General features: G+C 40.5%; 11 protein-coding genes and 1 pseudogene. 5 read left to right on the plus strand and 7 right to left on the minus strand.

What is annotated here, in order from left to right; all coding sequences use genetic code 11:
* Positions 1-184: 184 nt before the first annotated feature.
* The 3 genes from nrdD to HMPREF9144_RS14115 all read left to right on the plus strand — a co-directional run bounded on the left by nrdD (position 185) and on the right by HMPREF9144_RS14115 (position 3,919).
* Complete coding sequence (nrdD, locus tag HMPREF9144_RS12005) at positions 185-2,284, plus strand: anaerobic ribonucleoside-triphosphate reductase (protein ID WP_006046391.1); 2,100 nt, start codon at positions 185-187, stop codon at positions 2,282-2,284.
* A 123-nt stretch (positions 2,285-2,407) separates the two neighbouring features.
* Complete coding sequence (nrdG, locus tag HMPREF9144_RS12010) at positions 2,408-2,875, plus strand: anaerobic ribonucleoside-triphosphate reductase activating protein (RefSeq protein WP_006046392.1); 468 nt, start codon at positions 2,408-2,410, stop codon at positions 2,873-2,875.
* 597 nt (positions 2,876-3,472) lie between these two features.
* Positions 3,473-3,919 (plus strand): hypothetical protein, encoded by a 447-nt coding sequence (locus HMPREF9144_RS14115; protein ID WP_257009657.1) that lies wholly within the window; start codon positions 3,473-3,475, stop codon positions 3,917-3,919.
* Positions 3,920-4,491: 572 nt separating this feature from the next.
* On the opposite strand, the gene HMPREF9144_RS12020 is transcribed toward HMPREF9144_RS14115, so the two are convergent.
* The 7 genes from HMPREF9144_RS12020 to ileS all read right to left on the minus strand — a co-directional run bounded on the left by HMPREF9144_RS12020 (position 4,492) and on the right by ileS (position 14,043).
* Positions 4,492-6,129 (minus strand): dipeptidase, encoded by a 1,638-nt coding sequence (locus HMPREF9144_RS12020; protein WP_040595927.1) that lies wholly within the window; start codon positions 6,127-6,129, stop codon positions 4,492-4,494.
* A gap of 49 nt (positions 6,130-6,178) precedes the next feature.
* Positions 6,179-7,819 carry a M23 family metallopeptidase gene (locus HMPREF9144_RS12025; protein ID WP_006046399.1) on the minus strand — a complete coding sequence of 547 codons (1,641 nt, stop codon included), beginning with the start codon at positions 7,817-7,819 and terminating at the stop codon, positions 6,179-6,181.
* Positions 7,820-7,973: 154 nt separating this feature from the next.
* On the minus strand, positions 7,974-8,192 hold the full coding sequence (locus HMPREF9144_RS12030) for a hypothetical protein (protein WP_006046400.1): 219 nt from the start codon (positions 8,190-8,192) through the stop codon (positions 7,974-7,976).
* On the minus strand, positions 8,189-9,160 hold the full coding sequence (locus tag HMPREF9144_RS12035; protein ID WP_006046401.1) for a DUF4296 domain-containing protein: 972 nt from the start codon (positions 9,158-9,160) through the stop codon (positions 8,189-8,191). The genes HMPREF9144_RS12030 and HMPREF9144_RS12035 overlap by 4 nt, the downstream gene beginning before the upstream one ends.
* A 9-nt stretch (positions 9,161-9,169) precedes the next feature.
* A complete protein-coding gene (locus HMPREF9144_RS12040; RefSeq protein ID WP_006046402.1) occupies positions 9,170-9,865 on the minus strand; it encodes a lipoprotein signal peptidase in 696 nt (231 codons plus the stop codon).
* An 8-nt stretch (positions 9,866-9,873) separates the two neighbouring features.
* A complete protein-coding gene (locus HMPREF9144_RS12045) occupies positions 9,874-10,257 on the minus strand; it encodes a TraR/DksA family transcriptional regulator (RefSeq protein ID WP_006046403.1) in 384 nt (127 codons plus the stop codon).
* 114 nt (positions 10,258-10,371) lie between these two features.
* Positions 10,372-14,043, minus strand: coding sequence for an isoleucine--tRNA ligase (gene ileS / locus HMPREF9144_RS12050; RefSeq protein ID WP_006046404.1), 3,672 nt, complete (start codon positions 14,041-14,043; stop codon positions 10,372-10,374).
* 300 nt (positions 14,044-14,343) lie between these two features.
* Between ileS and HMPREF9144_RS12055 the strand changes: the two genes are divergently transcribed.
* A complete protein-coding gene (locus HMPREF9144_RS12055; protein ID WP_006046407.1) occupies positions 14,344-15,927 on the plus strand; it encodes a DUF438 domain-containing protein in 1,584 nt (527 codons plus the stop codon).
* A gap of 604 nt (positions 15,928-16,531) precedes the next feature.
* Positions 16,532-16,621, plus strand: a pseudogene (locus tag HMPREF9144_RS13900) (DNA-binding protein); the annotation flags it as partial.
* Positions 16,622-16,674: the final 53 nt, after the last annotated feature.

A 16,674-nucleotide genomic window follows, 5' to 3' on the forward strand; every position in this document is an offset into this window, starting at 1 on the left:
TACACATATATGGTTAAATAGACGGTAATTTTTTATTCTTAAAAATACTCTTTATTCATTTTCTTTTCCCTATCTTTGCATCGAGAAAAGTTTTCCAAAACAACCATTAAGGTAACCAACAGGAACAACAAAAACAACTCAATCAATAACATAAAAATATATAAAGACATACTGAAAAGGTAAAATGAAGAATTTCACAATCACAAAACGCGACGGCTCAAAGGACCGTTTCTCACTCGACAAGATTATGAATGCCATTATAAAAGCATTCGACAGTGTTGGCGAACCCACCGATCTTGGTACTGTTTCAAAGGTTTTAGCGAACATAAAAATACACGACGACATTAAAGTTGAGGACATTCAGAATCAAGTAGAAGAGGCTTTAATGAAGGAAGGTTACTATAATGTAGCAAAAAGTTTTATAGTTTATAGACACCAACACACCGAAGATAGGGAGGTTTTAGAGAAAATGCGCTTCCTAACAGACTATTGTCATGCAGAGAATGCTGCCACTGGCTCTAAGTTTGATGCCAATGCTAACGTGGAAAACAAGAACATTGCCACCCTAATAGGCGAGCTTCCAAAGCAAGGTTTCATTAGATTGAACCGCCGTTTGCTTACCGACCGCATTAAAAAAATGTACGGAAAGGAACTCTCTGACGAGTATTTGCACTTGCTAACACACCACTTTATATATAAGAACGACGAGACAAACCTTGCCAACTACTGTGCTTCTATCACTATGTATCCATGGCTTATCGGTGGAACAACATCGATTGGAGGTAACTCTACTGCCCCTACCAACCTTAAAAGCTTCTGTGGCGGATTCATAAATATGGTGTTTATGGTTTCGAGTATGCTGGCTGGTGCATGCGCAACACCCGAATTCTTGATGTATATGAACTACTTTATACAGAAAGAATATGGTAAAGACTATTGGCAACATGCCGATAAAGTGGTAGATTTAAGTCTGAAACAACGCACCATAGACAAGATTATTACCGACTTTTTTGAGCAGATTGTATACTCGCTAAACCAGCCAACTGGTGCCCGAAACTATCAGGCTGTGTTCTGGAACATATCTTATTACGATAAATTCTACTTTAAATCGCTCTTCGAAAACTTCTATTTCCCAGATGGTTCGCAACCCGATTGGGAAGGTGTTTCGTGGTTACAGAAACGCTTTATGAGGTGGTTTAACCAAGAAAGAACTAAGGCTGTGCTAACATTCCCTGTGGAAACAATGGCGCTTCTATCTGAAAATGGCGAATGTCGCGATACCGAATGGGCTGACTTTGCCGCACAAATGTATGCCGAAGGACACAGTTTCTTTACATATATGAGCGACAATGCCGACTCGTTAAGCTCGTGTTGCCGTCTAAGAAACGAGATTCAAGACAACGGTTTCTCATATACCTTGGGTGCAGGTGGCGTATCTACAGGATCAAAAAGTGTACTCACCATAAATCTAAATAGATGTGTGCAATACGCTGTAAATAAGGAAATAGACTATAAAGAGTTCCTTTCGCACATTATAGACCTATGCCACAAAGTGCAATTGGCATACAACGAAAACCTGAAAGACCTGCTGCGCCACCACATGTTGCCACTATTCGATGCGGGATACATAAACATAGACCGACAATATCTAACCATTGGTATTAACGGATTGGTAGAATCGGCTGAATTTATGGGGTTGGATATTACGCCAAACGACGATTATAAAGAATATGTACAGAGTATTTTAGGACTGATTGAAGCCTATAACAAACAATATCGCACTAAGGAAGCTATGTTCAACTGCGAGATGATACCTGCCGAAAACGTAGGTGTGAAGCACGCAAAGTGGGACAAAGCCGATGGATATTTCGTTCCTCGCGACTGCTATAATAGCTATTTCTATCGTGTAGAAGACAATTCGCTAACCATTTTAGATAAGTTCCGCTTGCACGGAGCACCCTACATAGAACATCTTACTGGTGGTTCGGCATTGCACATGAACCTCGACGAACATCTATCGCAACCACAATACCGACAGCTTATGAGGGTTGCTGCAGAAGAAGGGTGTAACTATTTCACATTCAATATACCAAACACGGTGTGCAACGAGTGCGGACACATAGACAAACGCAACCTTAAAGAGTGCCCACACTGCCATTCTACAAACGTAGATTACCTAACACGCGTCATCGGTTATATGAAACGTGTAAGCAATTTCTCGGCTGCTCGACAGGTAGAAGCTGGCAAACGATACTACGCTACAAAAGAAAAATATACGGTTTAGCCCTCAAGAGTGAGGGCATTGGGTATACGCTGTTTCTGTAAACCCAATTAATTTATATTTTCGTTTATAGGGTGTGCATACTGCGTTGAGCAGTGTGCACACAGTTTTAACACCAAATTTGTAATGCTTAAATACGTAAATTCTGATATTGTTTTCCAAGAATTTCCCAACGAAGTTACGTTGGCTATCAATCTTTCTAACTGTCCTTGTAGATGCCCGGGGTGCCATAGCACTTTCCTTTGGACCGATGTGGGCACGCCATTAACACCAGATGCTATAGAGAAAATGCTGAAAGAAGATGGCGAACGCATTACTTGCATTGGCTTTATGGGGGGCGATAGCGAACCAGAGGCTATCAACCAACTGGCTATTTACATAAAAACGCACCACAAAAATATAAAAGTGGGCTGGTATACAGGGCGTACCACACTGGCAACGGATATTCAATTGCCTCATTTCGACTACATTAAGGTGGGACCATACATACGCCATCTGGGCGGATTAGATAGCCGACGCACCAACCAACGTATGTATAAAATTGTGGAAAACAACCAAATGGAAGACATAACAAGCTTGTTTTGGAAAAAATAAAGTTGCCGAAAAATAACGTAGAATAAAGGCTATATGGTTCTATCTTTCCTAAAAACCATAGAAAAAACAGATGATTTAAGAAAGATAGAATGCCTTTTAAGCCACATAACGGTAAACAAAAAACTATGTAGAAAGAATACCATTAAAACACAAACAAGTTGTTTACATATATCTTTTTTTATCCAAATATTTTGTGTAAGTTTGCATTTAGGTATCAAAGCAACGCTATTTTGCAAAACTGTTGCCCATTTAGCGTGCGCTCTTGTCTACCTTTAAACACCTCGTATAAATGCTTGGTTCTGCCTGATACTCACCGCTTTCACCACCCCTAACATAGAAAAAGGCGAACCACAACAGGCATTAAACCTTCGTTCGCAGGCTTAAAGAAATAATAATAGTATGGGTTTTAACTACACAATAATAATATATATAATTGTTTTATCTGGATTGATATATGCTATTTTTATAGCCTTCTATTTCGAAGCAAAGCTTTCTCATCAATCCAATAAAGCGAAAGCAAACATTTTTACAGGCGTTTTCATCTCCCTTTATACACTAACCGGATTGTCGTCCTTACTATCTTCGTTCTCCAATAGTATGATTATTCAGTATGGATTTCCAACTCTTTTTGCAGCCGAACAGTTAGTTGGAATCATCTTTTTCCTACGATATTTCCGAGAAACAAGGCGTTGGCTGAACAAAAATGCCAATGCAGTAACACTGATTTTTAAGAAAAACAGGTCGGCTATTCAGCCAAAACGAATTGTAGTAGATGCCATAGACGGTGTGCCAAATGGCAAAGGCATAATCCATTGGATATACAAAAAGTGTCTCATATCGCCGGGAACACACCAGTTTAAGCTTAGAGTAATAGCAAATAAAAAGGGAAGATCGTATGGCGAAGACGAATTTTTATCGTACGAAACACAAGTCAAACTACTTCCGGGTGGCAAATACTACATAGAAGAAGACTTAGAACAGCAGTGCATTAACATTACTCCGCTGTTCCACATAAAGGTAGAATATAGCGACGTTGAGCCCTAAAACAAAGCAAAATAGACATTTAACCACTCGCAAAGCAATGCCCAATTAGCACCGAACAAACAATATAACAATAGAAAAAAGACGATATAAGAGTATGTTCGCAACCCATTTTGTGAGCGAATGTAGATATTTCACGGAATGTTCGCAACGTATTCATTCTGTGTATGTTACATATTCACAGAACAAAAGTATGGTTTTTGCCGTGTAAAAGTATGGTTTTTGGCGTGCAAAAAGGGGGTTTTTGCGTTGCAAAAGTATGGTTTTTGTTTTTTGAATGTTACGTTGTTGCAAATCGGTAGCAACGCATTTCGTAGTTGAATGTGAATATCTCACAGCATATTCGCCACATTATTCCAATTTGTTAGCAGCATTATTAGCAGCACACAAGCAGCCGTAGGGGCAGATTTATCGTGCCCGCATATCCGTAAACACCCACGAAATGACGAACGGATATGCGTGTGAGTTGAAATGGATACACGTATTCGATGAAATGATATTCCCAAAGGAGACAAAAAAGAGCAGTCCAAATGCTACTTTGGAACTGCTCTCTTTGTAAATAAAAAAATATTATTTTATTCTGCTGGAACCTCAAACTTATCGCCAGTTTGCTCTATAATAGCCTTCTTAGCAGCCTCGCTCATACCCGGACGAGCTGGACGTGCACCCCAACCAGTGGCAGTACGTTCGAACTTACCGTCCTTTTCTGGTTTCACTGCCATATCATTAAACTTCACAATAAGGTAAGTTGCAAGTTGTTTCCACTCGTTAAGCATTTCGTTACTCTTAGCTATTGAGTAGTCGTTTAGATACTTAACAGCCGCATCCTTATCGGTTTTATAGAGTTCTTGTGCCTTTGTTTCCACTGCATTTTGGTTAGCAGCATAGCCCTTTTCCAACTTTTCGCGAACAGCTTTCAGTGCTGGGAACATCTGAGAGTAGCGTGGATAAACCATATTTGCTACCCAATTGCATACCCAGAAAGCGTTTTTGTCGGAGAAAGTAACAGCATCGGCTCCTGGAGTATTAAAGCATTCGGCACGATCAACGTTACTACAGTATATTGGAACGTATGCTGCCATGTTGCCATCGTCGTTAGCAAACCAGATGATACCACCTATTTCGCGAGGCAACCAAGAGCGTAATTGGCACACGTATGAGAATGCACTCTGCTGAGTAGATGCAGGACGCTCTGTAAAATACTTCTTTCCGTTGTAGTCGAACGTAAGTGGTGTTGGGCGATAAGGCATTTCCCAATCGCCCTGACCGCAGTCGTTGAGTGTGCTTAAGGCAGTTCCTTCGTAGTGGTCGCGCATACTCATCTCCATATCGGCAAGGCTTAGCTTACGGTCTGGAGCTATCCAAAGAGGCATATCTTTAGCATTTTTATCTTTACCAAGTGCCCAAGGCAAGTATTCAGACATATCTTTAAAGTGGTTAAAGAAGCTCCACACACGTGCATCGCAGTAGCGACGACCACCGAAATCGGGTGCTGCATAAACCATTTTCCAGTTAAAGTCTTTGTCTTTTCCATTAAACCAGCCCTTCTCGCGAGCGAATTTAATGCAATTTTTAGATGTTATTACATCGGTATTATAGGTAGAGAACTGTCCGATACGTGCCTGATTAGCGTGTCCAGATATCATTCCATCGGGTATACGAACGGCAACCCATACCACTTTTTGCTTTTTATCGCCACCGCAACCCATCATTTCTAGAATCCAAACTTCGTTCGGATCGGCAATAGTAAAGCTTTCTCCACTTGACTGATAGCCATATTTTTCAACCAAATCGGTCATTACTTTAATGGCTTCGCGAGCAGTTTTAGAGCGTTGTAAACCCAGATACATAAGCGAACCATAGTCTATAATACCCGTATTATCTACCATTTCTTTACGTCCGCCGTAGGTTGTTTCGCCAATACTTACCTGGTATTCGTTGATGTTTCCTATTACATTATAGGTTTCTGGAGCCTCGTCTATGAAGCCATGACGTTCTCCAGAGTCATAATCAACTATTTCTCTCTTTGCTCCTTTTGGGTGTTTTCCTGCAGGATAGTGGCAAAGACTGGCAAACATACCATAGTCGTCGGCACTGTAAGTAACGAAAACAGAGCCATCGGTAGTTGCTCCTCGCGTTGCAATAAAGTTGGTACAAGCCTCTGCAGAAAGGTAAGAGCAGAGCGCAAGTACGCCTAAAATTAGTTTTTTCATAATCATATAGGTTTAAAAAATTAGAGTTTCACATTATATATATTGGAATTTAATAGGTTATTTTTGTGGTATAGGTAGCCACATTTTGGCGTCTATCGGTTGCAACAATGCGCAATGTGTGTTGCGTTTTCGTAGCCGGGATAGGCGTTTTGCGTAGGTCGCAGAAAATGTTAGACCGGTCTTTACCTTGTTCAAACAACACAAATTTGTTGTCGATATAGGCTTCGTAGCTCTTTACGCCAGTACCTGTATCAGACAAATGGAACGTTAATGATGCCGGATTACCCGATGTTTGTCTAATGGTTGGCGGTGTGTTGTCGTGTGCAACATAGTATACCAGTCCCAAATCGCGTATGTTTCCTTGTAGCCAACCATCTTTATAGCTTCCCCCACAGTACATTGGTGGAGCGCCAGCACCACTTCCACGTGCTATGGCAGCCATATATAGTTTAGAAGTATTGCCTATTGGTGCGGTTATTTTTATCTTTAAAGGAGTGTAAGCAAGTAGAGGAAGCGACAAAGGAGCAAAGCGATAGCCTGCCGAAAGGGCATTTGCAAGAGTTGTTTGCTGTGGTTGTAGCAAACAGTTGCGTGCCAATAGCGAACCTTTTACCTGTAACAGAGCTACTGCGAAAGCCACATTGTTGTTGCGATTTACCAGCAAAGCGTTGGCACCACCAATGGGTTGTGCAGGCGGAATGGCTTGTGGTGTGCCCTGAACATATATGTCTTTCACGGTTTTATTGCCATAATAGTCGCTGAAAACATATTGTAAATGGTACTCGCGAGGCTGATTGAAATTTACAATACCCCCTGTAGCATTAGTCGTTATGAAGGGAAGACGGTTGCCAGGCTCACGAAACGACTTAAGATACCAGATGCGATGACTGGCGAAATGCTCGTAATCGCCCCACACATTAATCATTCTGTTGCATTGTTGTGGTATGTTGTTTACATCGCTTTTGTAGATTAGCTTACCATCGCAATATAGTTCGGTGTGGCGTACACCATAGTTGTTGTACACGCTATCCATGTGGTCGTAAGCCCATGTGCCGAATCCTACTTTGCCCCAAGCACGGTATCGGGTATTACCAAAGGAGTAAATTCTACTTTCTTGTGTATTTTGAAAAACACCCTGACCTGCCTGTGGATAGCTTTTAAACGAGTAGGCGGTGGGTGCTTCGGTATCTGGTACTATATGAGAAAGCCAGTTCATTGGGTCCATAAGGTTTCCAGTGGCTGTTTGGTGCATCTCTAAATGGAGATGCGGACCTTGCGATGCTCCTGTATTTCCACTAAGAGCAACAAACTGTCCCTTACCTACTGGTATTTCACCAGGCTGAAAATGAATATCGCCATTATAGCTATGGTGTGTGTATTGCCATCGTTCTACAGCAGCTTGTATCTGTGGTGCAAAACGATTAAGGTGTACATAAAAACTGGAATAGCCATTAGGGTGTGCTATTACCAGTGCGCGTCCAAAACCATACTCACCTACTATGGCACGAGAAACGTATCCATTGGCAATGGAATAGACTCCAAAGTTTACTCCACGTTCGGTTTTTATATCTATTCCACCATGAAAATGGTTGGGACGAGGCTCTCCAAAGTTACCCGCAAGCTGTACATGTATGTGCACAGGAGAGGCAAATGAGAGTGTTGCAAGCAATAAACTAACGAATAATTGCATTTGCTTTATATTGTTTTTAATGTTCTTTTGTTTCGTTTAAAGGCTCTAAGGACACCAGGAGAACCTTTTAGCTTCTATAGAAGATAGTATCTATGGGAACACTATTCTCTCTATAAATATTCTCCTCATAGTGCCGCTCCAAAACCTAAATGCTCTAAAGCGACTGACTTTCGCTAAGCATCTGCCCATCTTTATAGGCTCTGAGCTTTCCTCTATGCACTTGTAAAACCACTTCTCCTCCTATCCATTCTGTCATAGAAATTTCTTCTTTGAGCTGGAAGAAGTGCTCTACCCTATCGCCAACCAGTTCTATTACAGCAGGTTCTATACATTTGTTGTTGTAAATTGCTGTATTAACGGCTATTCGTCTCATCGTGTAGCTGGCTTTGGAATGCCTCTTTTGCGCATTGCTTCCTGCACAGCATTATCGTCGGCAACCATCTGTAGGTTGGCATCTGATATTTTTTCGCCTTGTTTTTTCTGCACTGGTTCGCCTCCAACATTACGTATTGGGTAAGTATTATTGGTAGAATCGGCAGGCGCAACAGTAGTTTGCTTCTGCTCGTGCATACGAATTAGCTTGATATTGGTGATGGCTAAGAGACGGAATGTAGTGGAATTGTCGTGTGGTTGTGGCATATAGAAGTAGCCACGCACCCGTTTTATACCAGAATGAGCAGTGTCTTGGATAGGAACAGACTGGTGTCCTTCGCTAAAGAAGCGTGCAGTTTCGGTTGCTATACTATCGTTTCCAAAGGTTACAGTGAACACTGCTACACCCTCTCGCGTACCATCTTGCACTATGAAAAGAGGGTCGAATTCGAGCGTTAGCTGGTCGCCTTTATGGAAAGTAGTATCTGTTTTCACTTCAAAATAATGGTAGTTGTAAGGCGATTGTGGTGTTAGTATCACCGCTTTTGCCCTATTCCACACATTTGTAGTATCGCCTTTGAGCGATTCATCGCCATACTGATTGAAGTCGGATGCCGATACGCCTTGTGCTTGTGCCTCCTTTTTCAGTCGTTCGTCTATATTTTCGTATATCTTCTTTAGTCGTTCGGTATGTCGCAAATAGTATTTCAACGAATTTTCAAACTCAGTTTCGTCTATTCCATAGCGTTTAAACACAGCCAGTTTGTATGCCTCTTGTTGTTCTGGAGTAGCATTTTTTACTGCTGCCACAGACATTGCTACGTGGTAATCGTACAACAAATCTTCCATTTCTCCAGGCTGAATATAAGTGGAAGGTACGGTAGGTTTACACGAAACCAACACAAACGCAAGCAAAATACATATTTTTGCCCACGCATATAGCAATTTGTTGTGTTTCTGTGTATACATTATTGTTGTTTATTCTTCGTTGGTTTTTTGTGCATTTACAGTGTTTTCAGCAATATTCTCTGTTGTTTTTGTTGCTGACGGTGTAGTATTTGTGCTGTTAAAGTCGTTACGATAGAAAAGAAAAAGCACAACTACGCCCACCGATATACATGCATCGGCAAAATTAAAGATAGCAGAAAAGAAAGTAAAATCTTCTCCGCCCCATATTGGAAGCCATTCAGGAAAGGTGCCGTGAAATAGTGGAAACGAAAACATATCCACCACATTGCCCATTAAAACAGACGCATAGCCTTCGCCCCACGCTACTAAATGTGCTGTTGGAAGGTTGGTATAATAGGGGTGCGATGCGGTAAATATTTCGCCATAAAAGAGCGAATCCAAAATGTTTCCAGCCGCACCAGCATATATCATACTAAGTACTATGATGTAACCTATACGTGCTCCTTCTTTAATACGCTTATAGATATACCATGTTAAAACTCCTACGGCAACTATTCGGAACAGACTTAGGAAGAGTTTGCTTCCTATTTCCATTCCGAAAGCCATTCCACGGTTTTCTATAAACGATATGCGAAACCAATTGAATATGACAATTTCTTCGCCAATATTCATATTTAGCTTCACCCATATCTTTATAATTTGGTCAATTAACAGTAGCAATACAATGGTTGTTACTGCTATTGTGCATTTCTTTTTATTACTCATCTGAACCTTTAATGGTCTTTATTGGCTTGCTTCGATGCCACGCTGAGCGTTGCATGTGGCACAATTCGAAGACGTTCTTTAGGAATTAGTTCTCCCGTAATTCTGTCTATACCGTACGTTTTATTATCTATACGTATCAAAGCAGCATGCAAACCTTGTATAAACTTCTGCTGACGCTGCGCCATTTGTACGAGTTCTTCCTTAGTTTGATTAGTACTTCCTTCTTCCAAAGCCTTATAAGTGGGTGACGTATCATTTACATCGTTAGTGTTTTTGTTCATCAACACCTTCATTGTTTCCTCATAATCAGACTTTGCAATCTCTAATTTTTGATTTATAATAGCGCGGAACTCCTCGAGTTCTTCATCGCTATAACGCTTCTTTTCCTCCATAGTTTTTAGTTTAATAGTGTTTTACTTGGAACATTTTCCTTTGTTCTTAATATATAATAAGGTGTACTGCGCGTGATGGAAGAGCGTCCAGCCACCACGTGCAGTAATCCTTTTTTACGCTTTTTGTACAAGTATGTTGAGTTTAAAGTCGTCGAATTCTACTTCTGTTCCATTGTTTTCGGCTACCAAAATGCTATTTGCTAACACCTGATTCTTTATAAATTCGCCAAAAGAATGGATAGCAGCAGTAGCTTCTTCGTTAGGCGATACGGTAACAATGATACGGTCTGTAATTTCGAAACCTGTTTCCTTACGTAGATTTTGAATACGATTGATAAGTTCGCGTGCCATTCCTTCTCGTTTCAATTCGTCGGTAAGGTCTACCTCAAGTGCTACTGTTAGGTTGCCTTCGTTGCTTACCAACCAGCCTGGCATATCTTCTGAGATTATTTCTACATCGGCTACGTCTACGCTGATAGGTGTTCCTTGTAAGTCGAAAGTATAGTTTCCACTCTGTTCAAACTGTGCTATCTCGTCCTGATTTAGACTATTCATCTTTGCAGCAACGTCTTTCATAAGCTTGCCATACTTCTTTCCCATTACTCGGAAGTTGCATTTCACTTTCTTCACAAGTATTCCCTGACCTTCTACAAAGTTAAGTTCTTTCACATTAACCTCGTGTTTTATAAGGTCTGCCATAGCTGTTATGTGCTGACGTTGTGTGTTGTCTATGGCTGGAATCATAATTTGGGCTAACGGTTGGCGCACTTTTATGTTTACTTTGCGTCGCAAAGCTAAAACCATAGATGTAATGCGCTGTGCCATATCCATACGTGCCTCAAGATCGTTGTCTATATTTGCTTCGTCAGCAACTGGCCATTTATCGAGATGTACACTCTCTTTCTTTCCACCAAGGTCGTGATATAACTGGTCGGAATAGAAAGGAGCAAATGGTGCAAGTAGCTTTGCCACTGTCATAAGGCAAGTGTATAGAGCATCGTAAGCACTACGTTTGTTGCCGCTCATTTCTTTTCCCCAGAAACGTTTACGGTTCAATCGCACATACCAGTTACTTAAATCGTCGTTCACAAAACTATCTATTAAGCGTCCAGCACGTGTTGGGTCGAAGTTCTGAAGTTCTGTTGTTACTTTCTTTATAAGCGAATTAAGTTTCGAAATAATCCAGCGGTCTATCTCCGTTGCATCGTCAGACAATACCGATAATGTGCCTTCTGTTGGTGCATTATAGTTGTCTACGTTGGCATAAAGAGCGAAGAAGCTATACGTATTATATAATGTGCCAAAGAATTTGCGACGACATTCGTCTACTCCTTCGGGGTCGAACTTAAGGTTATCCCATGGTTCGCTATTGGTCATCATATAGAAACGTACTGGGTCGGCGCCATATTTCTCCATCATTTCGAATGGATTTGTAACGTTACCCACGTGCTTACTCATCTTATTACCCTTTGCATCGAGCACAAGACCTGTTGATATTACATTCTTAAATGCCACCGAATCGAATACCATTGTGGCTATTGCGTGCAGTGTAAAGAACCAACCACGTGTTTGGTCTACGCCTTCGTTAATGAAATCGGCTGGATAGAATGCTGGTGGAACGGGTATTCCGCTATATGTAGAGTGTACTAATTGTGTGCGATACTCGCTTTCTGATAGTCCTGTTTTAGCCAAACCATCTTTGTTTATTTCGCCTTCGAATGGATAATGGAGCTGTGCGTAAGGCATAGAACCGCTATCGAACCATACGTCTATTAGGTCGTCTTCGCGTTTCATTGGTTCTCCTGCTTCGTTAGCAAGCACAATTTCGTCTACGTATGGACGGTGCAAATCTATACGATCGTAGTTTTCTTTACTATAATCGCCCACTATGAAGCCACGTTCTTTCAGTGGATTGCTCTTCATAACGCCTGCAGCAACTGCATTTTCTATTTCGTTGTACAGTTCTTCTACTGATCCGATACATTTTTCGTTGCGTTTATCGTCGCGCCAAATAGGCAATGGTGTTCCCCAGAAGCGCGAACGGCTCAAGTTCCAATCGTTAAGATTTTCCAACCAGTTGCCGAAACGTCCGGTACCAGTAGACTCTGGTTGCCAATTAATGGTTTTATTAAGTTCCACCATTCTTGCTTTTGCAGCCGTATCTTTTATGAACCAGCTATCAAGCGGATAGTAAAGAATTGGCTTATCTGTACGCCAGCAGTGTGGATAGTTGTGGGTATGCTTTTGAATATTGAAAGCTTCGCCAGCCATTTTCATTTCCATACAAAGCACAATGTTAAGGTCTTCTGCTTTTTCTGAACCTTTTTTATCCCACACGCCATCTGGATTGAAGCGTGGATTGTATGCATTCTTCACGTAATCGCCTGCATGTTTGCCGTAAGCATCTATGTTTACGCAAGCCGAAACAAAGTTTTTGTCGAGTTCTTCAAGGGTATAATACTTACCTTGCAAGTCTACCATTGGTCGTGTTTCGCCTTTTTTCGAGATGAGATAGAGTGCTGGTATACTTGCATCGCGTGCTACTTTGGCGTCGTCGGCACCAAAAGTAGGTGCAATATGCACAATACCTGTACCATCTTCGGTAGTAACGTAGTCGCCAAGTATAATTCTGAAGGCTTCGCTTTCCATTTCCACGAATGCATCTCTGCCGTCTTCGCTTTGGAATACTTTTTCTTTGTGTGCCTCAGCATAGTTGTTTACGAATGCGGGGGCAAGTTCCCCTATGCGTTCAACGGGTTTAACCCATTTCATAAGCTGTTCGTAGTGAACATCTTCGAGGTCGGTTCCCATTACTTTTCCCACTACACGGTAAGGCAGAACCTTATCGGTGGGTTTATAAGCTGGCATTTCTCCCTCTTTCACTTCGCCTTCTGGCTTAAAGTAAGCAGATAGTCTGGTAGATGCCACTACCACTGTTGCCTTATTGGCTGTATATGGATTGTAGGTTTCAACTACCAAATATTCAATTTTCGGACCTACACAGAGTGCCACATTAGATGGCAATGTCCAAGGCGTAGTTGTCCATGCAATAAACGATGGTGTTCCCCACGAATTGGTTTTAATACCCTGTTTTTTACAGAGAGCATTCCAATCGTTTTCCAAAATAGCAAATTGCACTGTGGCAGTTGTATCTTTTACGTCGCGATAACAACCGGGTTGATTCAGCTCGTGGCTCGAAAGTCCTGTACCTGCTCCTGGTGAATAGGGCTGAATAGTGTAGCCTTTATAGAGCATTCCCTTATTGTAGAGCTGTTTCAAAAGCCACCAAAGTGTTTCTATATATTTGTTATCGTAGGTAATGTAAGGGTTATCAAGGTCTACAAAGTATCCCATTTCCTCTGTAAGTTCACGCCATTCGGCTGTAAACTTCATCACATTTTCACGACATTTATGGTTATACTCTTCTGTCGAAATATATTTTTCAGACGCTTTGTTGTCTATATCCTTCTTCGTAATGCCCAGTTCTTTTTCTACTCCCAGTTCTACTGGCAGTCCGTGAGTATCCCAACCTGCCTTTCTATGCACCTGAAAGCCTTGCATTGTTTTGTATCTGTTGAAGGTATCTTTAATAGAACGTGCCAACACATGGTGTATTCCAGGATGTCCGTTTGCAGAGGGAGGTCCCTCAAAGAATATAAATTGTGGTGCGCCATTGCGCTCGTCGATACTCTTATGAAAGATATCGTTTTTCTTCCATGCTTCTAACACGTCCTTATTGGTACGCACTAAGTTCAATCCAGTATGTTCGGCGAATTTCTTAGACATATTTATCTTTTTCTTTTACCTATTTTCTTTAGGGTTGCAAATATACAAAATATATTTTGATTATGGTGGTAAAATAATAAAAAAAGACGGATTTATAATAAAAAAACATACAAAATACTATATTAAATATATATTTTTAATAACTAATTGCTACAGCATAATTTATAGAATTATATAGTTAGAAAATATAACTATGCCATTCTGTTTAACTTATTTTAAAACAGCAAAAGCACAAATGTTACCTCGTTCTTTTCTAAATAGGTATTATCTTTGTAACCGTAACAATAAAAATTATTCAGAATGGAGAACAAAATGAAGGCTAATTTGCCTAAAATAGAACAAGATAAGTTAGATAAAATCTTCGAAATAGAAGACCTTTACGAAACTGGAAAGCTATCGCTTGAAGAGGCTAGAAAACAATTTAGCGAACAGGTGGGAACCATTAAGCCTTACCATATTGCGCTAATTGAACAAACTATGACAGAAGAGGACGACCATGAATGTATTCGTGTGAATATGACAAAGACGCTACAACTGCTTGATGGCTTTATGGATTATTCGCGACCAAATTTGCCCGACAACCACCCCATTATGCATTATTATCGTGAAAACGACGAAATGAGAAAACTGTTGCTGGCTGTAGAAGACCTTGTTCAATATCCTATGATTAAGAATCAATGGTTGGAACTATACGATAAAATAAGTCAATATCCAATACACTACAAACGAAAGCAAAACCAACTATACCCTGTGTTGGAACAAAAAGGATTTACACGACCAACAACTGTTATGTGGACGTTCGACGATTTAGTGCGCGACATTATTAGAGAATCGGCTGCTTTGCTCGGAGAAGATAAAGAAGAAGAGTTTATTGCTAAACAACAAGAACTTATAAGCTATGCTCGCGACTTAATGCATAAGGAGGAAGTTATTCTCTACCCCACATCAATGGCTCTAATAAACGAACACGAATTTGAAGAAATGAAAGAGGGAGACCAAGAAATTGGCTTCGCTTTCTTTAACGTAGAACATAAAAAGGAATCTACAACAACTGCTCCGCAACAAACCGATAACAACGGTTTTGCAAAAGACTTGCAGGCGCTTCTATCTAAATATGGATACGGCACAGCTCCCGAAAGTAAACTTAACGTAACTACTGGAAAGCTTACTTTGGAACAAATAAATCTTATTTATCAACATCTTCCATTCGATATTTCGTATGTAGACGAAAACGAATTAGTGTGCTTCTATTCAGATACAGACCATCGCATCTTCCCCAGAAGCAAGAATGTAATAGGCCGCGAGGTTATGAATTGCCACCCTAAAAAAAGTGCACACATTGTTAGAGAAGTAGTAGATAAACTTAGAAGTGGCGAACAAGATAAGGCTGAGTTCTGGATTAACAAACCTGGCGTGTTCTTACACATTACATATATAGCTGTGAGAGACGCACAAGGAAACTTTAGAGGTGTGCTCGAAGTGATGCAAGATTGTACACACATTCGTGAATTGGAGGGCAGTAAAACTTTACTTACATGGGCTAACAAAAACGAAAAAACAGAACAAAAGGAGATGGAAGCTACATCTGCAAACAACAAAACAGACAACGAAACCGAACAGAACGAAGAAAACGAAGAGATTACAGAAATTACAGAGAACACAAAACTAAAGGATTTGTTAAAGCAACACCCCTTTTTAAAAAAGCGTTTAGCCGAAATTACACCTTCGTTCCGTATGCTTCAAACACCGTTAGGAAAACTCATTACAGCACGTGCCAATATTAAAATGATGAGCGAGAAAAGTGGTCTGGCAATAGAAAAAATAATTAACGGCATCAACGAAATTATAAAAGACGAAACGCAAAAAAATAAAGCAAAAAAATAAAACCCACATTGGTATAAAACGAATGTACAACATTCAAACATTTTATGGGTGGCAAACACAATACAAATGTGTAATGTCCACCCATAAAATATTTTACGAATACACACAAATGTGTCCACATTCAACCACGAAATACACAACGAACATTCCGTGAATTATCCCATCACACACAAAATACACAATGAACATTCCGCTAATTATCTACATCGCCCACGAAATACACAGCGAACATTCCGCAAATTATCTACATCGCCCACGAAATACACAGCGAACACACCGTTAGGCGTAGGGGCCGATTCATCGCGCCCGTATTTACCAAGTATCAATTCTGTGAGTGTTTGTCATCATTTTATGGGTGTTTACATATATGCGGGCACGATAAATCGACCCCTACAGCTGCTGACGGATTGCGATAATGCGTGCGAACATTCCGCCAATTATCTACGTTCGCCCACGAAATACACAACGAACACACCGTTAAACGCAGAGAACCGATTCATCGTGCCCGTATATTTCTGTTGCCATTTCATATATTGCTCCAAACCAAATCGGAGAAATCAAAAACAGGCAACTCTAAAAAAAACAAATAAGGAAAAAGAATTATCCCTACACACAGTCTGCAGGGAAGATTCTCTATAAGGAGTCAGATTTAGAAAGGTTGTTGGAGAATAACAATAGGGAGTATCTATATTAATAATATTTATATATGTTAATTTATATGTTTTTTTGAATATTTTTGCCTATAAA

It is taken from the genome of Prevotella pallens ATCC 700821 (genome assembly GCF_000220255.1).
GTDB classification, from domain to species: domain Bacteria; phylum Bacteroidota; class Bacteroidia; order Bacteroidales; family Bacteroidaceae; genus Prevotella; species Prevotella pallens.